We start from the raw sequence: 21,212 nt of genomic DNA, 5'->3' as shown, positions 1-21,212 counted from the left end.
CCTTCTGACCGGCTGCCGGCCTATTCCGAGACGACGGTCGATGTGGAGTTGGATAACGGCGACAAGTGGATGGAAGTCTGCTCGATCTCGCGCCGTACGGATTTTCCCGAGCGCTACAGGACGCAGTCGAGAAAAGGACCGGCGGTGGAACAAGACGTCCTCGTGCTGGAGATCGCCATCGGCCTCGATCGCTGCGTCTATAACTGGAACCTCGCAACGAGCATGTAAGGAAATGCGGACCGGGTTCATGGGCGTATCCGGTTCGCGTTTAAAACATAGTTACATTAATATGTATTGTGTCCGGTCGATGGCTGGGTGTCGATGCGTATCACCAAGCAGAGATTATTCCTGAAGCTCGCTGAATATCGCACACCACTGCGGGTGCCCCATATCGTCCAGTGACGCGGCCTCATCAGGCGTAACCCACCGCATCGCCGTATGTTCGTCGCCAAGCAGAACGGGCTCTCCACCCTGCCATTCGCTCACCAGAAAGAGATGAAAGACGGTGTCCTGCTCCGGGTGTTCAGCGACTTTGCGAAATCGCAACGGCGTCAGCCCGATCTCCTCTTTTGCCTCGCGCAGCATGGCTGCCTCGGCGCTTTCTCCGGGCTCGACATGGCCGCCGACGAGATCCCAGCAATCGGGAAAGCGCTCTTTGTGGCCCGCCCGCCTGACCAGCAGAACGCGGCCCTCCCGCCAGAAGATGGCGCATGCAATATCAGTCAAAAACATTTCCCTTCGATACGCCCGCAATCTGCCTCGACAACAGGTGAATGTCACCTCCCCTTGCCCTTGCCGAAGCACGTCATCTTCAGCCACTGTGCGAATCCGCGCGGCTGCCCCGCGTGCGATGGAGAACCTGTCCTTGGAAATTCCCGAGCAATTCCATGTATGCGAGACGACCGGCTGGCTCGTGAACCATCGCATCAATTCCGCCCTGCCCGGCTATCTCATGATCAGTTCCCGAAGCTTCACCAATGACCTCTCCGAATTATCACCCGAAGCGCTCGGCGAACTCGGCCCGTTGCTGGCGAAAGCGCAGAAAGCCCTTGGCGCGGTACTTGGCGCAACACGCGCCTATATCGGCCGATACGGTCACATGCCGGGTTACCCGATCCATTTCCACATCATCCCAGTCTATGACTGGGTGGAAGCGCAGTTCTGGCAGGACGAGCGCTACCGTCTGCTCCAGACCTTTGCCGAAGGCCCCGGCGAAACCCCGACCGATGGCGCGGAAATGACCTTCTTCATCTGGCGGGAATTCTGCGAGCGGGCCGAGCCGCCGCCGATCCAGGGACCATCCGTGACCGAGACCATCGAATTGCTGAGAAAGGCAATGCACTGTTGATGCCGGCAGACGAAGCATTCAGCATCCCCGTCGACCAAATTCATTGCCGCCTTGCGGGAGAATTCGAGCTTTCCGAAATAGTCGAGGCAGAACGGAAATCCGGCTGGGATCGCTTCCTTGCCAGACATCCCGCCGCCTTTGACGGCCGGCTCCTGCGCATGGCTGCCTATGGCATCGAGAATGGCCGGCTGACCATCACCGCCAACAGCACATGCTTTTCCGCTTACGTGGTCACCCGCCATGCCGGCTTTGCCGAGGAGCACCCGCAGGCCGAGCGCGCCGACCCGCTTGGGCTCACTGTCGTTCTGATCACTGCGGACCAGCAGGTGATCGTCACCAAACGAAGCCTCACCGCGGAGCAGAACCCCGGCGCTCTCTATCTCGTCGGCGGTTATGCCGAGCCCACGGCCGGCGAAGAGACCGATCTCTTCGAAGAAGCCGCCCGTGAACTCGCCGAGGAGATCGCCGTCACTGATCTCGACCGGTCGGAGTCCTTCGCAATTGGCCTCGCCTATGATCCGGTCTTCTGCCATCCGGAACTCTTCCTGCTGACAGAAAGCCGCTCCAGCGCCGCCCAGATCCTCGACGGCGCCCATCACGCGCCAGATCGCAACGAGGCCGCCGAACTCTTCGCGTCACCGCTGAGCGACATCCTGAACGACGACGATTTTCTGCCCGGTGCCCCGCGCACATGGAGCTTCCTCAAGGCCCAATCCTTCCTGCAGCACCATTTCCGTCAGCGTCACTCCCTGTAGCATCGGTGAGCGGGCTCTGTTCCTCACACCATCGGCGATGACGGATGGAGCCCGCCCCTGACGGCATCACAGTTCCGGCTGCAACAGGACATGCTTCTTCCTGCCGACCGACAGGCGGATGACGCCGTTCTCCACATCCGCACGACCGAGCTGCGTGGTCTCGTCGGGGACGGCGCGGCTGTTGATCCGCACGCCGCCGCCGAGGATCAGCCGGCGTGCTTCGCTCTTTGATTTGGCGAGTCCGGCCATCACAAGTGCATCCGGTAGCGGAAGTCCGCCGCGCAAGAGCGCGCTGCTCACCGCGACGGTCGGCAGACCGGCCGCCGCCTCGCCCTCTTCGAACATGCGGCGCGAGGTCTCGGAGGCATCCTTTGCCGCTTCCTCGCCATGGCAGAGCCGCGTCACCTCATCCGCAAGCACTTTCTTCGCGACATTGATCTCGGAGCCGCGCAACGCGTCCAGACGCGCGATCTCGTCGAGCGGCAACTCGGTGAAGAGCCGCATGAAGCGACCGACATCGGCATCCCAGCTATTGCGCCAGAACTGCCAGAATTCATAGGGCGACAACCGGTCGGCATTCAGCCACACGGCGCCCGCCGCACTCTTGCCCATCTTCGCGCCCGAGGCGGTCGTGAGCAACGGCGCCGTCAATCCGAACAACGTTCGCCCGCCGGCACGCCGCCCGAACTCCACGCCGCTGAGGATATTGCCCCATTGGTCCGAACCGCCGAGCTGCAGCAGGCAGCCATGCGTTTCGGCAAGCACGTGAAAGTCATAGCCCTGCATGACCATGTAGTTGAATTCGAGCAGCGAGAGCGACTGCTCCCGCTCCAGCCGCTGGCGCACGCTTTCGGATGTCAGCATGCGGTTGACGGAGAAATGTGGGCCGACATCGCGCAGGAAATCCAGGTATTTGAGTCTATCAAGCCAATCGGCATTGTTGACCATGAGCGCATCGGTCGGCCCGTCACCGAAGCTCAGGAACCGTTCGAAAATGCGCCGGATGCCGGCGAGATTGCCGGCGATCTGCCCTTCGCTGAGCAAGGGACGCAACGTATCGCGAAAGCTCGGATCGCCGAGCCGCGTCGTGGCCCCGCCCATCAGCGCGATCGGCCTGTTGCCGGTCTTCTGGAACCAGCGCAGCATCATGATGGGGGTGAGATGCCCGACATGCAGGCTGTCGGCCGTCAGGTCGAAGCCGTTATAGGCGGTGCCGATCCCGGCGCTGAGCCAGCTATCGAGCGCTTCGATATCAGTGCATTGCTGGATGAAGCCACGCTCCGAGAGAACGCGCAGGAAGTCCGATCGAGGCCGGGTGGATGATTGAAAATTGATGCTCATAAAGGTCTCCATGGGGGCCGATCAGGCCGGAGACCTTTTGCTGAAACACGCCGCCGCCGACCATGCGGCGTTTCGGGTTTCAAATAGATGACCGTCGCCGCTCTATGGGAGCAGCGCGTAATACAGGCCAGAAATGGTCGGTACACGGGTCATGTGTCTTGCATACATGCCGGGCGGTGCGGCCACAAGGGCCTTCTGTCAACGGCGCGTGGCGATCGGCAATGCGGGCTGCGAGGCTGCCGTCTCCATCAGATCGACGATACCATCCGGAAAGATGATGTCGGCACTGGCAAGCAGTTCTTCGGCGGACCACCAATGATGATCCGCCATGACCTCCCGTTCAAGATCCGTCCAGCCGCTGTTGGAGATCGCGCCGCGCTCGGTGCGCAGCAGGAAGAACTGTTCGTCGGCGCGCACCATCTCGCCATTGTACAGCTGAAACTCGAAAGACCGGCTGCCGATCGATGATCCCACCCGATCCGCATGCAGGCCCGTCTCCTCCCTGAGTTCACGCAAGGCGGCCGCCTCGAACGACTCACCCGCTTCAAGTCCGCCACCCGGCGTCGCCCAATATTGGCGCCCCGCCAGAGCGCCGGATTTGAAGACGAATTTGAAAAGCAGGACGCAGCCGAACTGATCAAGCAGAAGCAGCCGTGCGGCCGGACGTGTTCGCATGAAATTCTTCCTCTTGTGCCTCGGACAAGCGTGTCGTCCGCGAACCGATTTACTTACCTCACGTCTGCAAAGTGAATGAATTATTCGCGCCAATGAATAGAGTCTTTTCTGCCCAAGGATTTGGGCAGGCTGGATCTCTGTGACAAGCACAGAGATGAGGGAGCAAGCGCCTTTACACACAAGAAAGCCCGGCGCGGCCGGGCTTTCAACTCTACTCACTACTCACTATTCGCTACTCACCCGCCTCAAGCGTGCGCAGCCATCCGCTTCTCATCCCGGCCGCCCTTCATGCGCTCGGCGAGCAGGAAGGCCAGCTCCAGCGCCTGGTCGGCGTTGAGGCGCGGGTCGCAATGGGTGTGGTAGCGGTCCTGCAGGTCCTCGGCCGTCACTGCGCGGGCGCCGCCGGTGCATTCGGTGACGTCCTTGCCGGTCATCTCGATATGGATGCCGCCCGGATGCGTGCCTTCGGCGCGGTGGATCTGGAAGAAGCTTTCGACTTCCGAGAGGATCCGCTCGAAGGGGCGCGTCTTGTAGCTGTTGAGCGTGATCGTGTTGCCGTGCATCGGATCGCAGGACCAGACGACCTTCTTGCCCTCGCGCTCGACGGCGCGGATGAGCTTCGGCAGGCTGTCGGCCACCTTGTCATGGCCGAAACGGCAGATCAGCGTCAGGCGGCCGGCTTCGTTGGCCGGGTTCAGCACGTCGATCAGCTCGATCAGGTTGTCGGGCTGCAGCGACGGGCCGCACTTCAGCCCAATCGGGTTCTTGATGCCGCGGAAATATTCCACATGCGCGTGGTCGAGCTGGCGCGTGCGGTCGCCGATCCACAGCATGTGGCCCGAGGTTGCGTACCAGTCGCCGGATATGGAGTCGACGCGCGTCATCGCCTCTTCGTAGCCGAGCAGCAGCGCTTCGTGGCTGGTGAAGAAATCGGTCTCGCGCAGGCTCGGATTGTTGTCCGAGGTGATGCCGATCGCCTTCATGAAATCCATGGTTTCGCTGATACGGTCGGCAAGCTTGCGGTAGCGCTCGCCTTGCGGGCTGTCCTTGACGAAGCCGAGCATCCACTTGTGCACGTTGTCGAGGTTGGCATAGCCGCCCATCGCGAAGGCGCGCAAAAGGTTCAGCGTCGCGGCCGACTGCCGGTATGCGTCGAGCTGGCGCTCCGGGTTCGGAATGCGGGCTTCCGGCGTAAATTCGATACCGTTGACGATATCGCCGCGATAGCTCGGCAGCGACACTCCGTTCTGCGTTTCCATCGGCGCCGAGCGCGGCTTGGCGAACTGACCGGCAATGCGGCCGACCTTGACGACTGGAAGCTGGGCGCCGAAGGTCAGCACGACAGCCATCTGCAGGAAGGCGCGGAAGAAGTCTCTGATATTGTCGGCGCCGTGCTCAAGGAAGCTCTCGGCGCAGTCGCCGCCCTGCAGCAGGAAGGCGTTGCCTTCGGCGACATTGGCAAGCGCGCTCTTCAGGCGGCGGGCTTCACCGGCAAAAACGAGCGGCGGATAGGTGGCGAGCGTGGCTTCCGTTGCCGCCAGCGCGGCCGCGTCCGGATATTCCGGAACCTGCTGGATTGGCTTGTTCCGCCAACTGCTCGGGGTCCAATTCTGTGCCATGTCAGTCATCTGCTTCCCCATCCGGTTTACCCCGGATGCCTGCCCGTTAAAGAATGCGGCGGCTTATAAACCTTTCGGCTCCCCTTGCCTAGTAGCGCCTCAAAACTGGCATTAAGGCGATATATACCATGCTATTTTCCATCTGCTTTAGATTTCCCATGTAAAGCATACCCTAATAATGTAGGGGTTCAGCATGGGTATCCTTCCGTCCGCTTTCCTGTCGGACCGATCTGGCAATTTTGGCATCATGACGGCACTTATGGTCGTGCCGCTGGTCGGAGCGGCGGGCCTTGCGATCGATTTTTCCCATGCCTTGAGTCTCCGCAGTGAGCTTTACGCGGCGGCCGACGCCGCGGCGGTCGGCGCCGTCTCCCAGAAATCGAGCGCCGCCGCGGCCGCGACAAGCATGCTGCAGGACGGCACCGTCGCCGTCGGCCAGACCGAGGCGCACGACATCTTCTTCGGACAGATGTCCCCGGAACTTGCCGAACTCAACGTCGACACCAGCATAGACGTCACCAAGACCGCCAACAAACTGCATTCGCAGGTTACCTTCAAGGCAACGATGCCGACCTCGTTCATGCGTATCTTCGGCAAGGACAGCGTCGATATCAGCGGCACCGCGACGGCGGAATACCAGACCGCCTCCTTCATGGACTTCTACATCCTGCTCGACAACACGCCTTCGATGGGCGTCGGCGCCACGCCCGCCGATGTCACCAAGATGGTCAATCTCACCGCGAACAACAAATCGAACCCCTCATGCGCCTTCGCCTGCCACGAAAGCGGCGCCAACAAGGGCAAGGACTATTATACGCTTGCCAAGAAGAACAACGTCACCATGCGCATCGACGTGGTGCGACAGGCGACGCAGGCGCTGACCCAGACCGCCAAGGCCGATACGGACAACCAGTTCCGCATGGCCGTCTATACTTTCGGCGTGGCGGCGGAAACGGCGGGACTGACCGAGGTTGTGTCGTTGACGAGCGATCTCGACAAGGTGGGCAACAAGGTTTCCCAAAAGACGTTGAACCCGCAGCCCGGCGACAGCGAATATGTCCTGGACCTGATGACCATCCCCAAGCAGGGCTATAACGACGACACCCAGACGAGCTTCGACAATGCACTGACCCTGCTCAACAACAAGATCACCTCCGTCGGCTCGGGAACGAGTTCCGCCGACGCGCAGAAAATCGTCTTCTTCGTCTCCGACGGTGTCGGCGACAGCTACAAGGCGACGACCTGTACCGAACCAGTTACCGGCCAGCGCTGCCAGGAACCGATCGACGTCACCTTCTGCCAGAAGCTCAAGGACCGGGGAATCAAGATCGCCGTGCTTTACACCACCTACCTGCCGCTGCCGAGCAATGACTGGTATAATAGGTGGATCAAGCCGTTCCAGGCCAAGATCCCGACCCGCATGTCGGCCTGCGCCTCTCCCGGATTCTATTTCGAGGTAAGTCCGACCGACGGCATCACTGACGCGATGAACGCCCTTTTCCTCAAGGTCGTCCGCGCGCCGCGCCTGACCGGCTGACCTGACCGACTACCGGCGGCGCGGGCTTTATACTCGCGCGCCGTCCTTGATCCTGTAGCTCGGCGCATACATGGTCACCAGCTCTTCGGCGGCCGTCGGATGCAGCGCCATGGTGCGGTCGAAATCGTCCTTGGTGCAGCCGGCCTTCAGCGTGATGCCGAGGATCTGTGCCATCTCGCCGGCATCGTGGCCGAGAATATGGGCGCCGACGACCTTGCGGCTTGCTGCATCGACGATCAGTTTCATCATCATCTTTTCCGCCCGGCCGGACAATGTGGCCTTCAGCGGCCGGAACTGGGCACGATAGACTTCCAGCTCCTGGTAACGCTTGCCCGCCTCTTCCTCGGAAAGGCCGACCGTGCCGATCTCCGGCTGTGAGAAGACGGCGGTCGGAATCAGGTCGTAATCCGGTTTGGTCGGATTGTTCTTGTACTCGGTCTCGATGAAACACATAGCCTCGTGGATCGCGACCGGCGTCAGCTGTACCCGGTCGGTGACATCTCCGAGTGCATAGATGTTCTCGACATTTGTGCGCGAGTAATCGTCGACGATAACGGCGCCGCGCTCGTTCACCGCAACACCTGCCTTTTCCAGCCCCAGCCCTTTCGTATTCGGATCGCGGCCGAGCGCCAGCATAACGACACCGGCATTGAGCGTCTCGCCTTTCATCGTCTCGATGACGAGGCCATTTTCGCCGTTTGTCACCTTCTCCATTACATCCTGGCAGAGGATGCGGATGCCCTTGGCAACCATGGCTTCGTGCAGGCCGCGACGCAGGTCTTCGTCGAAGCGCGAAAGTATTTCGGTGCCGCGGTAAATCAGCGTCGTCTCGACACCGAGCCCGTGAAAGATATTGGCGAATTCGACGGCGATATAGCCGCCACCAGCGATCAGGATGGATTTCGGCAGCTCTTCCAGATGGAAGGCCTCATTGGAGGAGATGCAGAGTTCGTGGCCGGGCAGTGCCTGATGCGGGTTCGGCCTGCCGCCGGTCGCAATCACGATGGTTTTGGCCGTCACCGTCTCGCCGGTCCTCAGAAGCTTGATCGTATGGGCATCGACAAGTTCGGCGCGGGTTTCCAGGATCTCGGCATTGGCGCCGGCAAGCCCCTTCTTGTAGAGCCCTTCGAGCCGCGCGATCTCATTGTCCTTGGCGGCCACCAGCTTCTTCCAGTCGAACGAGCTTTCGCCGACCGTCCAGCCGAAGCCCGCTGCATCCTCGAAATGTTCGTGGAACTGCGAGGCATAGACGAAGAGCTTCTTCGGCACGCAGCCGCGGATCACGCAGGTGCCGCCGTAACGATATTCCTCGGCGATTGCCACCTTCTTGCCGAGCGAGGCCGCAACGCGCGCGCCGCGCACGCCCCCCGAACCGCCACCGATGACGAAGAGGTCGTAGTCGTAGGAAGGCATGATGATCTCCGGAGGGAATCGCTGGATGGGTCGTTCAACATATAGAGCAATTCCAGCAGAAGTGTGCAGCGGTTCTGCGTCCGGAATTGCGTGAGAACAAAGAGATAGGGGCAGCGCTACAAAAACAAAAGCCCGGACGAAGCCGGGCTTTTGTCGAAATGAAGGATGGTCTTACTTCTTGGCAGGTGCCGGAGCGGCGGGGGCAGCCGGCGCTGCTGCCGGAGCCGGTGCAACCGGGCTTTCGGTTGCCGGTGGTGGAGCCTTGATGATCTTGGAAAGCTCGGCATTGCTCTGCTTTTCGAGGTCGCGGGAAATGCCCTGCGCCCAGATATCGGCAGCCTTGGCGGTTTCGCGCGAGGCGACCGGGCCGTCGCGCAGCAGCTTCTTGCCGATATCGGAGTTGTAGAAATCGGCGATCGCCTTCAGCTCGTCGACCGTGAAGGCCTTGGCATAGGTCAGAGCCGCTTCCTTTTCGAGGTCGGCGCGGCGAGGAGCCAGGGCCAGCGCCTGCTTGTCGACGGTTGCAGTGATGACATCCTGATAGTTCGGGGAATCCTGGATGAGGCCTGCCTTCAGACGTTCGGCCAGGCCCGGCAGGATATTGTCGTACTGGGTGGTCGCGCCGATCGCGTCCATGGCTGCGCGGGCAGCCTTGAGCTGCTCCTCGGAAGCTTCCTGCGCTCTTGCGGCAGAGCCGAAGGCAAGCCCGGAAAGAACGATGGTCGCAGCGGCAAGACGGCCAAGACCTGCAATGTTCATCATGAGTTTCTATGCTCCTGTTATCTGTTTGCCTGCAGCGTGCGGGCGCCTGCAGGACCGGCAATGATCGCAAGCGCCGCCATGTTGATGAAAAGCCCGTGTTCCACGACACCGGGTATGGAATTCAGTTCCCTCGAAAGCGCCTCTGCATCAGGAATGCGGCCAAAAGATGCATCGATGATGTAGTGTCCGCCGTCGGTGGTAAACTCTCCGTCACCGGACTGACGCAGCGTCAATTCACCCGAAAGACCAAGGCGCGAGGCCGTCCTTTCGATCGCGATGCGCGTCGAAACGAGGCCGAAGGGATTGACTTCGATCGGCAGCGCGAAGGCGCCGAGGGTCTGAACCAGCTTGCTCTCGTCGGCAATGACGATCATCCGCGTCGAGGCCGCAGCGACGATCTTTTCGCGCAGCAGCGCACCCCCGCCGCCCTTGATGAGCCTGAGGCCCGGATCAACCTCGTCGGCGCCGTCGATGGTGAGATCGAGCTGCGGCAGTTCGTCCAGCGATTTCAGGGGAACGCCGAGTTCGACGCAGAGCCGCGCCGTGCGCTCGGACGTCGGAACGCCCTCGACCTTGAAACCGGCTGCCACCTTTTCGGCGAGCACGCGGACGAATTCCTCCGCCGTACTTCCCGTCCCGATTCCGAGGCGCATGCCGTATTCGACGTGGACGAGTGCTGCCTCGGCGGCCTTGATCTTCATTTCGCGGGCATCCATGCGCCGCCAGCTCCTGATGTTGCGTTGGATGTGCTGTTTACACGGCTCGTATTGCAAACGAAAGCCAAAATCATCGTCCTGCGATTGAAAGCCACGCGTTTCGGCTGCGACTTTTCTGTCTGATGTCCCGGCGTTGCTTTTCGTCAGTTCATCGCCTACTCCCTGAAGATCTTACCCCGCAAAGAGGCACTACCGTGACCCCTGCTCCCGAAAATGCCGGCCAAGCTCCTTCCGAGAATAAGGCACTCGTCGTCTTCGATCTCGACGGCACGCTGCTCGACACCCATGTCGATCTGGTCGAAAGCCTGAACTATACGATATCAGCGCTGAACCTCGAGCCTGTCACCTATGACGACCTCACCCATCTCGTCGGCCAGGGTGCTCGTGTGATGATCGAACGCGCCTGCAGACTTCAGGGCCACCCGCTGACATCAGAGGAGGTTCCTGATCTCGTCGAGCGTTTCGTCGCGCATTATAATGCGAACATGCCCGGCCATACCGAGCCCTATCCCGGCCTCATCGCCGCCATGGACCGGCTGAAGGCATCAGGCTACTTGCTCGCCGTCTGCACCAACAAGCTGGAAGGCCTTGCCGTCAGCCTGCTGGAGAAGCTCGGCCTGACACACTATTTCGAGGCGATCACCGGCGGAGATACGTTCGAACGCCGCAAGCCCGATGCGCGGCACCTGACCGGCACCATCGAGCGCGCCGGCGGCGATGTTGCCCGCTCGGTTATGATTGGGGATAGCATCAATGACATCGCGGTGGCAAAGAATGCCGCCGTGCCCTCCATCGCAGTGCCCTTCGGCTATTCGGATGTGCCGGTGTCGAGCCTCGATCCGGATGTGATCATTACGCACTATGATGAGCTGACGGTTGAGTTGGTGGACAGCTTGCTGCAGGGTTCCGCGGCGAAAGTTGCGGTCTGAGGGCTGATAATCTGGCCGAGGCGTTTGTGGGCGTGGCCCCCTCATCCGCCTGCAGGCACCTTCTCCCCGCTGGGTAGAAGGGATTTCGCCGTGATGCCTCGCCTATCTCTAAGCGTTCTCGTGGAAGCGAGCCGCGCGACTGGCTCCCCTTCTACCCAGCGGGGAGAAGGTGGCCCGAAGGGCCCGATGAGGGGGCCACACGCGCTGACCTCTCCTCTTATCTCTCGTAAAATGAAAACGGGCGGCCCGAAGACCGCCCGTTAAATCCTTACTTACGCCAAGCGTCAGATCTGCGCCCCGCGCGACTTCGTCGTTGCGTCAAACGCCTTGTCCACATAGGTATCGCGGCCATAAACGTCGTCGAAATATTCGATCACGCCGTCCTTGTTCGGCCAAGCGGTGAAATAGGACACATAGACCGGGATCTTCTGCGGCACCTTCACGGCATGGTTCTGACCGGTGGCGATCTGCTTGGCGACATCGTCGACCGTTGTCCCGAGAACGGCGGCCGCCATGGCGCGCGGATCGGAAAGGCGCACGCAGCCGTGACTCAGCGCACGCATGTCGCGCTTGAAGAAGCTCTTGGAGGGCGTGTCGTGCATGTAGATGGCGTGGCTATTCGGGAACAGGATCTTCAGTTCACCCAGAGCATTGTCGCCGCTCGGCGGCTGGCGCACCGAGATGTTCTGCGTCGAGCCGTACCAGTCGACGCTGGAGGACGGAACGGCACGGCCGCCGACTTCGACCTGATAGCCCATCTGGTCCAGATAGTTCGGATCGGAGCGCAGCTTCGGCAGCATCTCGTTGATGATGATCGACTGCGGCACGCCCCAGAACGGGTTGAACTCGACCGTTTCGATCTCGTCGTCGAAGAAATAGGTCTGGTTGTTCTTGCCGCCGACGACGGTACGCATCGCAAGCTGCTGCTTGGAGTCGTTATAGTAATAAGCCATGAAGGCCGGCTGGTTGATCATCACATAGCGCGGGCCGAGATCATCAGGCAGCCAGCGCGCCTGCTCCATGGCAACAACGAGCTTGTCGATCTTGGAGCCGTTGCTATCGCCGCCGGTCATGGTGCGCACGGTCGCCTGGCCGATCACGCCATCAGGCTTCAGGCCATGTTCTTTCTGAAAGTCCTCGACCAGTGACACGATCTCGGGCGAATAGTCGCTGCCGCCCGTGTAGGCCGCAAATGTTGCCGCATGCGCGGTCTTCAGCTCTTCCGAACCATTCTTCTGGATCGCCTTGACGATGTTGGCGACTTCCGGCGAGCTGTCGCCTGGACGCAGCAGGGACGTGAGCGAAATGGTGATCCGCTCTTCATTGCCGCCGTCGGCTGCGCGCAGCTTGGCAAGCTCGGCTTTCAGCGCCAGGAACTGCGTTCCGTCGGGGTTGCGGCTGGAAAGATAGGCAGCAACGTCAGGGCTCATGCGGGAAAGCTTCAGCACGGGATCGAGCTTCACGACCTTGCGCTGGAAATCATGGTAGCCGGAGAGCTTGTTGGGATCGACGCGGCCGCGCGTCGTGTCCTGCACATAGGCCAGAACCTTGGAGGAAAGCGCCAGTTCGAACTGCGTCAGCGCCCGGTCGCGAGCATCCGGGTCCGGATTGGCCGGATCGAGCGTCGGCTCGGAGACGGCATAATCGGCCGGGTCGAGGCCGACGCTTGCCGCATCGGCAAGCACGCTGAGGGCTGCCTTGCCGCGCTCGTTGACGCCCTCGCCGGACACCCAGACCAGCGGATTCTTGCCGTCGCCGTAATAGGCCTGCAGGGCCTTGGCGACATCGGCATTGGCGCGGACCTTGGCTTCCGTCAGGAAGTGGCGCTGCGGAGCGCCGTCAGTCGTGGCAGCACCGGAGACGTCGGCGACCGCACCGGTCACGACAGGATCGGCAAACTTCGTCGTATCGACGAGCAGCAAGGCTTCGGTCTTGTAGATGTAATAGCGCGGGCTGGAAACCTTCGGCAGTGCGGCTTCCGGATCGACATCGCCGCCAAGACCACCATTGCGACCGCCACGGATAGGCGCCGAGGGGTCCATGAAGATGGTGCTCTGGCCGCTTCTTGCCCGGTCGCCGCGCAGCATGTCCATCAGCGTATAGGCATGCGCAGGAACCGCGCCCATCACGCAGGAAAGTGCCAATGCGGAAACCGCGCTTTTCAAAACGAACTTCATCTTTTTTCCAGTCCCAGTACCATGCTGTTGTCGAGCAAAAAGGCTCAGATCAATTCTTCCAGAATTCCCGGCAGCCGCGGCCCATTCATCAGAAACCGGCCTGCGCCGCCAGCGCTTTCAGGCTCAACTTTGTGTGACGGGGTCGAACGCAGCGCCGCGCAGTAGTTCACACAAAATTATGAAATTATTAGTTAATTTTTTACCGAATTTTCCTGTCCGAGAAAGGGCGCTTTCTGTCGCTTTTCGCATTAATTTCCCGGCGTGGCCGAAAAAACACGCTGACTGGCGAGGCAAAACATGAGAACCGTCTTCAATATTTCGCATTGCGTCCGGTTTTCTTGGCAAGCGTTCCACCCTATAAGTCCCTCATCTTCAAAGACTGCCCTCAACAGCATGTGACAGGAAGGCACGAAGCCATGAGTTCCACCCGCACCGAAACCGATACATTTGGCCCGATCGAAGTCGCCAGCGACCGCTATTGGGGCGCGCAGGCGCAGCGTTCTCTCGGCAACTTCAAGATCGGCTGGGAAAAGCAGCCGCTCTCGATCGTGCGTGCGCTCGGCATCGTCAAGCAGGCGGCAGCGCGGGCCAACATGGCGCTCGGCCAGCTCGATTCCAACATTGGCAAACCTATCGTGGATGCCGCCCAGGAAGTGATCGACGGGAAGCTGAACGACCATTTTCCGCTGGTCGTCTGGCAGACCGGTTCCGGCACGCAGTCCAACATGAACGCCAATGAAGTGATCTCCAATCGTGCGATAGAAATGCTCGCTGGCGTCATGGGTTCCAAGAAGCCGGTACACCCGAACGACCACGTCAACATGAGCCAGTCGTCGAACGACACCTACCCGACGGCCATGCATATCGCCTGCGCCGAACAGATCGCCCATCACCTGCTGCCGTCGCTGAAGCACCTACATGCCGCCCTCGACATGAAGGTCACCGAGTTCAGCCACATCATCAAGATCGGCCGCACGCATACGCAGGATGCGACGCCACTCACGTTGGGCCAGGAATTCTCGGGCTATGCCGCACAGGTGGGCTCGGCCATCAAGCGCATCGAGATGACCCTGCCCGGCCTCTGCGAACTCGCCCAGGGTGGCACCGCCGTCGGCACCGGCCTCAATGCGCCCATCGGTTTTGCCGAAAAGGTAGCCGAAGAGATCGCCGCCATCACCGGCATGCCCTTCGTGACCGCGCCGAACAAGTTCGAGGCGCTCGCCTCGCATGATTCCATGGTCTTCGCCCACGGCGCGATCAATGCGGCAGCCGCCGCCCTCTTCAAGATCGCCAACGACATCCGCCTGCTCGGCTCCGGCCCGCGCGCCGGCCTCGGCGAACTGGCGCTGCCGGAAAACGAGCCTGGCTCGTCGATCATGCCCGGCAAGGTGAACCCCACCCAATGCGAAGCCCTGACGCAGGTTTGCATCCACGTCTTCGGCAACCATGCCGCGCTGACCTTCGCCGACAGCCAGGGCCATTTCGAGCTCAACGTCTACAATCCGATGATGGCCTATAACTTCCTGCAGTCGGTCCAACTGCTCGGCGACGCTGCCGTCTCCTTCACCGACAATTGCGTCGTCGGCATCGAAGCCCGCGAGGACAATATCAAGGCCGGCCTCGAACGCTCGCTGATGCTCGTAACCGCCCTTGCGCCGAAGATCGGCTACGACGCCGCCGCCAAGATCGCCAAGACGGCGCATAAGAACGGCACGACGCTGAAGGAAGAAGCCTTGGCGAGCGGGCTGGTGACGTCTGAGGAATATGACGCGATCGTTCGTCCGGAGACAATGATCAGCCCGAAGTGAGCTGATAAGGCGTGACTGTCGAAGGCTGGCCGTGTGCCGGCCTTTTTGCTTTTTACGACGGATGCGGCCGCAGAGGTTTGGCGCCTCACCTTTCTTGATCAGGAGCGGAAGCGCCGCGGCACTTTCGCCGCCAATCCCCCATCCTTCCCAATTGATTTTGCCCCCAGCCAGATTTAGACCGGTTCCAATCTATCCCACCAGAAAGGTCACTTCATTGGCTGACGATCTCTTCCCTCTCGGCGCCGACACCACCCCTTACCGCAAGATCAGCAGCGATTACGTCTCTGTCGATACTTTCAAGGGCCAGGAGATTCTGACCGTCGATCCCGAGGGCATCCGCCTTCTCGCAGAAACCGCCTTTGCTGACATCAATCATCTGCTGCGCCCCGGCCATCTGAAGCAGCTCGCCGCGATCCTCGACGACCCGGAAGCGACCGACAACGACCGCTTCGTCGCCTATGACCTGCTGAAGAACGCCAATATCGCCGCAGGCGGCGTGCTGCCGATGTGCCAGGATACCGGCACGGCGATCATCATGGGCAAGAAGGGCCGTCGCGTCTGGACAGAGGGCGGCGATACGGCTGCCCTTTCGAAGGGTGTGCTCGACGCCTACGAAAAGAAGAACCTGCGCTACTCGCAGCTCGCGCCCATCAAGATGTTCGAGGAAAAGAACACCAAGAACAATCTGCCGGCGCAGATCGATATCTATGAGGAAGGCACAGACTCTTACGACTTCCTCTTCGTCGCCAAGGGCGGCGGCTCGGCCAACAAGACCTTCCTCTTCCAGGGCACGCCCTCGCTCCTGTCGCATGACCGCATGCTAGACTTCCTCAAGGAGAAGATCCTGACGCTGGGTACGGCAGCCTGTCCCCCCTACCATCTGGCGATCGTCATCGGCGGTACCTCGGCGGAAATGAACCTGAAGACCGTCAAGCTCGCCTCTACCCGCTATCTCGACGAGTTGCCGACCGAAGGCTCCGAAAACGGCCACGCCTTCCGCGATCTCGAGATGGAGAAGGAAATCCACAAACTGACCCAGAGCCTCGGCGTCGGCGCCCAGTTCGGCGGCAAGTATTTCTGTCATGACGTGCGTGTCATCCGCCTGCCCCGCCACGGCGCCTCGCTGCCGATCGGCCTCGGCGTCTCCTGTTCCGCCGACCGCCAGGCCAAGGGTAAGATCACCCGCGACGGCATCTTCATCGAGCAGCTGGAGACCGATCCGTCCAAGTACATGCCTGATATCGACGAGGCCAAGCTTTCCGAATCCGTTGTGCGCATCGATCTGAACAAGCCGATGGCCGATATTCTCGCCGAGCTTTCGAAGCATCCGGTCAAGACGCGCCTGTCTCTCTCGGGCACGATCATCGTTGCCCGCGACCTTGCACATGCCAAGATCCGCGAGCGGTTGGAAAAGGGCGAAGGCATGCCCGACTATATGAAGAACCACCCGGTCTATTATGCCGGCCCGGCCAAGACCCCTGCCGGTTACGCCTCCGGCTCGTTCGGCCCGACGACGGCAGGCCGCATGGATTCCTATGTCGACCAGTTCCAGTCCTTCGGCGGCTCGATGGTGATGCTCGCCAAGGGCAACCGTTCGCGCGCCGTGCGCGAAGCCTGCAAGAAGCATCAGGGCTTCTATCTCGGCTCGATCGGCGGCCCGGCCGCCCGCCTGGCGCAGGACTGCATCCGCAAGGTCGATGTACTGGAATATCCGGAACTCGGCATGGAAGCCGTCTGGAAGATCGAAGTGGAAGACTTCCCGGCCTTCATCGTCATCGACGACAAGGGCAACGACTTCTTCCAGGAACTGAACCTGGGGTGACGAATGCCGGCGTGGGCTGAATGAGGGGGCGCACGGCAAGCCCTCAAAAGCGAACGCTCTACCGCACCGAAGCTGTCTCAGACGTATCGATATTGGCCGCTGCCGGTTTCTCCATGGCGGCGATATCGGATGCGTTGAGAATATCCCCCGCCTTCACGCTGGCGAGGATATCGGTGCTGAAGATGCCGTTGAAGAAGCCGCTCTGCTGCAGGAGGAAAGCGCCGCCGGCGAGAATGGCGAGTGCGAGGATGGTGGGCGAAGTATGACGAGACGATTGCATGATCCCATGCCTTCAACGATGGACCGCGATCCGGCCCCGTAAATCAGGTTTCTTGAGATAGAATCTGTCATTTCGCCCTGCCCGCCAGTAGATTAGAGAACAGACACCGACCGTCAACAAAACAAAAACAATCCCTGAAAAGAGAAAACGACTGAACTTTTTTGGGACGCCTCGCGCATAAGAGGTGTCTCTTTTGCAGTCGAACTTACAAAATCCTGAGAAAAATCATAGGGGTGATCGTAGTATTGATGCCCATCAAACTTATCGTATGTAATCTTTGGTATATGTGGCTTTAATCTTTTCCCAAGAAATCTAAGCTAACAAGTAGAAGATTGCTTAAGAATTGGATGAGGAGTTGCCGGATGAATACGGCCGTTGCGCCCAAGGTGCAGGTTCCCGATGTGGCAGGTCAGATCACCTATGCCATGCGCTCCATGGGCGTTGCGCCAATTCCCCGCAACTACGAACTCTTCTATGAGGCCTATATCGGCTCCAATCCGGCGCTCACCCGCGACCTTGCCGCCCTCGGCAGCCAGGCAACGCAGGCCGAGATCGATGCGCTCGGCGCCCAGCACTGCGCCCACACGGCGCCAGCCAGGATCTTCGATGATGCGCATAGCCGCATCGCCGGCGAACTGGAGGGCCTGCTGAGGGTGCTGCGCCAGGAGCAGACATCGCTTGAAAGCTATAACCGGCTGCTCAACGAGACCTGCAAGCGCATCAATTCCAAGAGCACGAGCAGCGCCGACCTCATCGAAAACGCTATCGAACTTCTGACCCAGGCGACCGGCGATACGATCTCCCACGGCGAAAAGACCGTCGAAGACATGGTTCAGCGCTCGCAGGAGATGGATGAGGTCCGCAAGGAACTTGATGAATACAAGCGCATCGCCAATACGGACTCGCTGACGCGCCTGTCCAACCGCCGCGCCTTCGACGACCGGCTGGCCGCCGTCTTCAATAATCCGGCGCTGCGCCCGGTCACGGCGTTGCTGCTTGCCGACATCGACAATTTCAAGAAGATCAATGACACCTATGGTCACCCGGTCGGTGACAAGGTTCTGGCGACGGTCGCGTCCGTCATCCGCACCAATGTACGCCGCGACGTCTTCGTCGCCCGCACCGGCGGCGAGGAATTCGCCCTCATCATCGACGGCAACACGGTGGACGAAGTGACTGCCATCGCCGAGCGCATTCGCCGAACGCTGGAGTCCACTCCCTTCAAGAATTCCCGCACCCGCGTCAATTATGGCCCGGTCACCGTCTCCATCGGCATCTGCATGGCCTCGCACGCCGGCGATGCCGGTGAGCTCTATTCCAAGAGCGATATCGCCCTCTACAGCGCCAAGAACGCCGGCCGCAACTGCACCGTCGTCTATGAGGAGGGCATGCAGAAGGAATTCACCAAGAGCTGGCTGATCTATAAATCCTGATATCGAGGGCCGGTCCGCCCCCTCACACCACCTCGATCCGGAAATCCGTGCCTTCCCAGCGCTGTATATCCGTCCAGAAGATCGTGAAGTCGACACTGGCGGGGCCGAGCGTCCGCGTCGGCAGGTCGAAGACATGCATGCCGAAACCGGTGTCGCGGCACGGGCTGTCGGTGGCGCTTGTCCAGCCGTCGGTGGACCAGCGTACGCGCGCGGGTGACGGCAGTTCGATGCGCAGCTCACGGCCCGCCGGAATCTGGTCGCGTCGGGCCGTCAGCCGCCAGGAAAACGGCGCCGGCGCCGGCTTGGCTGCGACATAGCGGGCAAAAGTCTGTGACGGCCTGTCGAAGATCACGCCGTCGCGCAGCGACCGCAGCAGCTTGATATGTTCGGCATGCGCCCAGACCAGCGGCATGGCGCTGCCGGAGGGGCGGCCGAGGAAAAGCTCACGTTCCGGCACGTCCTCGCTGTCCCAGATCTGCTCGGGCAAGAGCCCGCCCTGGCTCGCCGAGGCTTCGAGCGCGGCGAGCATGCGCCGCGCTTCGTCCGCACGTCCGGCGGCCAGTTCGTAATGAGCGCGCTCGCCTGTCAGCAGCGGCCAGAGCCTGCCGACACCGCTGCCGGCAAAGGGCGCGCCGCCAATGCGCTCGCCATAGCCGTCGTCATTGTAGCGATACCAGTAGGGACCGGCCGGAAGGTCGCGGCGCAATTGCGCATCGATCGCCGCGACCGTGCCGATGATGCGCGGATCGTCGGCGGCCCTCAGGCCAAAGCGCACCAGCGCCAGCGCATCCGGGCTGATCAGCAGGTCCGCTTCCAGCACCTCCTCGCCATCGTCGCGATTGCGGATCGGAATGAAGTCGCGCCTCAGTGACAGGCTGCCATCCGTGGCCGAGGCGATGCGCACGTAATAGCCCTCGATACCGAGGCTGCGCGACAGGTCCGTATCGCTGGCGTAGGTCCATTCCTCGATGCGCTCGTTCCAGCCATCGGCCACCTCGCGCAGATAGCGCGCCGCATCCAGCCGCCCGGCGGCTTCCACCGCATCGGCAGCTGCAAGCAGACCGGCAATTTCGACGGCGAGCGTGAAGGGCGAGTAGCCGGCATCTTCCTCCCAGCGGTCCTCCTGCGTAGCAGGACCATTCCGAACGATGTAGCCCGCTGCCGCCTCGATCATGGGCAGATAGCGGCTGGCCTCCGAGGCGCTGACCGCGCCCGATCGCAGCAGCATGTCGTAGAGCAGGATCGGAAAGGCCGTCTCGTCCATCTGGATGCCGTACCAGTAGGGCCTTCCATCGAGCCATGCATTCTGCACCCAATGGCCGTCCGCCTCCTGGATGACAGCGAGATAGTCGAGCACGGAGCGCGCGTCAGCTGTAGCGCCTGCGGCAAGCAGGCCGCCCGCCGTCTCCACCAGGTCGCGCGTCCAGACCAGGTGATAACCCCCAAGGTCGTCGTCGCTCTTGCTGAAACCCCAGGGGATGGAAAGGCTGGCGATGATGGCACCCGAGGCATCGTCGCGATGGGTGGCGAGCACGCCGGTACTGACGCGGTAGCGGTTCAGTTTATCAGGATCATGCGGCTCGTCCAACCCAAGCAGGCCGGCCTGCCACTCCCGCCAGCCGCTGCGATAGTGCTTCAGCGCCGGCTCGGCGCCCTGCTCCAAGCTGAGAAGGGTGCGCAAGGCTGCCTCCTCCGGCTGCGTGCCGAAGCCGATGGCGATCAGCGCCCTTCCCTGCTGAGCTTGGGCCTCGCCTGCCTGGATGTCGAGCGTGCCTGACAGCGCGACATTGCCTGAGGTGGCACGGCAATATTCCTGCCTCAGCCCCTGGCCGCGCGACAATGTCTGCCAGCCGTCGGAAAAGCCGACATAGCCCACCGAGCGGGCGAGCCAGGGCACCGACGCAGCAACCGCAAGCGCCCGCCCGGAGCCTTCGGCAAACAGCATCGGCCTGCGCTTGAAATCGGCATACCAGCCGGTGTTGTCGCCGCCGCCATTGACGAGATGCGGGGCGATCAGCGCGTGCAGCCGGTAGTCGGAGAGATTGCCCGTCAATGCCTCGAAGCGGATGTCCTGCAGCACGACCTCGCGTTCCGGGTCCGAAAAGATGGTCTTGGTGATGCGATAGCGCCTGTCGCGGGCGGTATTGACGAGGCGGAAGGCCGGAACGCCGTCTTCGATCGCCTGTACGCTGTGATCGGCATCCCGCTTTTCCTCGGAGAAATAATTCTCCGCCGTGACGATGAAGCCGAAATCGCGCACGCAGGCCATATCGAGTCGTGGCGCGTAGATCTCGTTGAGGATGCCGTGGCTGGCCGTGAACCAGACGCAGCTCGCCGAATTGACTGATGTACCGACCGCGCTCTTGTCGCTCGAGGTCCAGCGGGGTTCGATGCCCGGCGCCCCAGGCGGCACGACGGAACCGGGTGGCGATGTCGGAAAGGCCAAGTGCAGTTCCTCCGCTCAGGCTGTGCTCCTCATCGAGCGCGACATCCTGTGACGAAATTCAGTGATCCGCAATATACCGCCCTTGACAGTTGCCGCTGATCTTGCGCCGGATAGGATCGCGCGGGGAGCTGAAGCGGGCGTTGCCCGGGAG

General features: G+C 61.3%; 17 protein-coding genes and 1 pseudogene. 8 read left to right on the top strand and 10 right to left on the bottom strand.

Going from position 1 to position 21,212, the window contains the following annotated elements; translation table 11 throughout:
• Positions 1 to 228 (top strand): annotated as a pseudogene (locus FHT82_RS22405) (hypothetical protein); the annotation flags it as partial.
• 114 nt (positions 229 to 342) lie between these two features.
• On the opposite strand, the gene FHT82_RS22400 reads toward FHT82_RS22405, so the two are convergent.
• Positions 343 to 726, bottom strand: coding sequence for an NUDIX domain-containing protein (locus tag FHT82_RS22400; RefSeq protein WP_183734874.1), 384 nt, complete (start codon positions 724 to 726; stop codon positions 343 to 345).
• Positions 727 to 865: 139 nt separating this feature from the next.
• On the opposite strand from FHT82_RS22400, the gene FHT82_RS22395 reads away from it, so the two are divergent.
• Both FHT82_RS22395 and FHT82_RS22390 read left to right on the top strand, forming a co-directional pair.
• On the top strand, positions 866 to 1,348 hold the full coding sequence (locus FHT82_RS22395) for an HIT family protein (protein WP_183734873.1): 483 nt from the start codon (positions 866 to 868) through the stop codon (positions 1,346 to 1,348).
• On the top strand, positions 1,348 to 2,103 hold the full coding sequence (locus tag FHT82_RS22390; protein WP_183734872.1) for an NUDIX domain-containing protein: 756 nt from the start codon (positions 1,348 to 1,350) through the stop codon (positions 2,101 to 2,103). Before FHT82_RS22395 ends, FHT82_RS22390 begins: the two co-directional genes overlap by 1 nt.
• Positions 2,104 to 2,169: 66 nt before the next feature.
• Here the strand turns inward: FHT82_RS22390 and tyrS are convergent, their stop codons facing one another.
• From tyrS to FHT82_RS22375, 3 genes are all read right to left on the bottom strand, one after another.
• On the bottom strand, positions 2,170 to 3,444 hold the full coding sequence (gene tyrS / locus FHT82_RS22385) for a tyrosine--tRNA ligase (RefSeq protein ID WP_183734871.1): 1,275 nt from the start codon (positions 3,442 to 3,444) through the stop codon (positions 2,170 to 2,172).
• Between the two features lie 198 nt (positions 3,445 to 3,642).
• Positions 3,643 to 4,119 (bottom strand): NUDIX domain-containing protein, encoded by a 477-nt coding sequence (locus tag FHT82_RS22380; RefSeq protein ID WP_183734870.1) that lies wholly within the window; start codon positions 4,117 to 4,119, stop codon positions 3,643 to 3,645.
• Between the two features lie 245 nt (positions 4,120 to 4,364).
• Positions 4,365 to 5,738 (bottom strand): 3-deoxy-7-phosphoheptulonate synthase class II, encoded by a 1,374-nt coding sequence (locus FHT82_RS22375; protein ID WP_183735096.1) that lies wholly within the window; start codon positions 5,736 to 5,738, stop codon positions 4,365 to 4,367.
• Positions 5,739 to 5,931: 193 nt separating this feature from the next.
• Here FHT82_RS22375 and FHT82_RS22370 point away from each other — a divergent pair, with 193 nt between their 5' ends.
• Positions 5,932 to 7,275 carry a pilus assembly protein TadG-related protein gene (locus tag FHT82_RS22370; protein WP_183734869.1) on the top strand — a complete coding sequence of 448 codons (1,344 nt, stop codon included), beginning with the start codon at positions 5,932 to 5,934 and terminating at the stop codon, positions 7,273 to 7,275.
• Positions 7,276 to 7,302: 27 nt separating this feature from the next.
• Here the strand turns inward: FHT82_RS22370 and gor are convergent, their stop codons facing one another.
• The 3 genes from gor to rpiA form a co-directional block, all read right to left on the bottom strand.
• Positions 7,303 to 8,688, bottom strand: coding sequence for a glutathione-disulfide reductase (gene gor, locus FHT82_RS22365; RefSeq protein WP_183734868.1), 1,386 nt, complete (start codon positions 8,686 to 8,688; stop codon positions 7,303 to 7,305).
• A gap of 171 nt (positions 8,689 to 8,859) precedes the next feature.
• Positions 8,860 to 9,450: a DUF2059 domain-containing protein gene (locus FHT82_RS22360; protein ID WP_183734867.1), complete on the bottom strand. Its 591-nt coding sequence runs from the start codon at positions 9,448 to 9,450 to the stop codon at positions 8,860 to 8,862.
• A 17-nt stretch (positions 9,451 to 9,467) separates the two neighbouring features.
• Positions 9,468 to 10,166: a ribose-5-phosphate isomerase RpiA gene (gene rpiA / locus FHT82_RS22355; protein WP_183734866.1), complete on the bottom strand. Its 699-nt coding sequence runs from the start codon at positions 10,164 to 10,166 to the stop codon at positions 9,468 to 9,470.
• A 194-nt stretch (positions 10,167 to 10,360) separates the two neighbouring features.
• Here rpiA and FHT82_RS22350 point away from each other — a divergent pair, with 194 nt between their 5' ends.
• Complete coding sequence (locus FHT82_RS22350) at positions 10,361 to 11,095, top strand: HAD family hydrolase (RefSeq protein WP_348647649.1); 735 nt, start codon at positions 10,361 to 10,363, stop codon at positions 11,093 to 11,095.
• 284 nt (positions 11,096 to 11,379) lie between these two features.
• Here FHT82_RS22350 and FHT82_RS22345 read toward each other — a convergent pair whose 3' ends face one another.
• Positions 11,380 to 13,272: a murein L,D-transpeptidase gene (locus FHT82_RS22345; protein ID WP_183734864.1), complete on the bottom strand. Its 1,893-nt coding sequence runs from the start codon at positions 13,270 to 13,272 to the stop codon at positions 11,380 to 11,382.
• A gap of 416 nt (positions 13,273 to 13,688) precedes the next feature.
• Here FHT82_RS22345 and fumC point away from each other — a divergent pair, with 416 nt between their 5' ends.
• Both fumC and FHT82_RS22335 read left to right on the top strand, forming a co-directional pair.
• Complete coding sequence (gene fumC / locus FHT82_RS22340; protein ID WP_183734863.1) at positions 13,689 to 15,080, top strand: class II fumarate hydratase; 1,392 nt, start codon at positions 13,689 to 13,691, stop codon at positions 15,078 to 15,080.
• 187 nt (positions 15,081 to 15,267) lie between these two features.
• Complete coding sequence (locus FHT82_RS22335; protein ID WP_348647653.1) at positions 15,268 to 16,902, top strand: fumarate hydratase; 1,635 nt, start codon at positions 15,268 to 15,270, stop codon at positions 16,900 to 16,902.
• A 58-nt stretch (positions 16,903 to 16,960) separates the two neighbouring features.
• Here FHT82_RS22335 and FHT82_RS22330 read toward each other — a convergent pair whose 3' ends face one another.
• On the bottom strand, positions 16,961 to 17,182 hold the full coding sequence (locus FHT82_RS22330) for a hypothetical protein (RefSeq protein ID WP_183734861.1): 222 nt from the start codon (positions 17,180 to 17,182) through the stop codon (positions 16,961 to 16,963).
• Positions 17,183 to 17,544: 362 nt separating this feature from the next.
• On the opposite strand from FHT82_RS22330, the gene FHT82_RS22325 reads away from it, so the two are divergent.
• Positions 17,545 to 18,615, top strand: a complete 1,071-nt coding sequence (locus tag FHT82_RS22325; RefSeq protein WP_183734860.1) for a GGDEF domain-containing protein — start codon at positions 17,545 to 17,547, stop codon at positions 18,613 to 18,615.
• Between the two features lie 22 nt (positions 18,616 to 18,637).
• Here FHT82_RS22325 and FHT82_RS22320 read toward each other — a convergent pair whose 3' ends face one another.
• Complete coding sequence (locus FHT82_RS22320) at positions 18,638 to 21,061, bottom strand: glucan 1,4-alpha-glucosidase (protein WP_183734859.1); 2,424 nt, start codon at positions 21,059 to 21,061, stop codon at positions 18,638 to 18,640.
• Positions 21,062 to 21,212: the final 151 nt, after the last annotated feature.

The sequence above is a fragment of the Rhizobium sp. BK275 genome (assembly GCF_014193555.1).
Taxonomy (GTDB): Bacteria; Pseudomonadota; Alphaproteobacteria; order Rhizobiales; family Rhizobiaceae; genus Rhizobium.
Note: the sequence above shows the minus strand (reverse complement) of the source record. Positions and strands in the feature narration are given on the sequence as shown.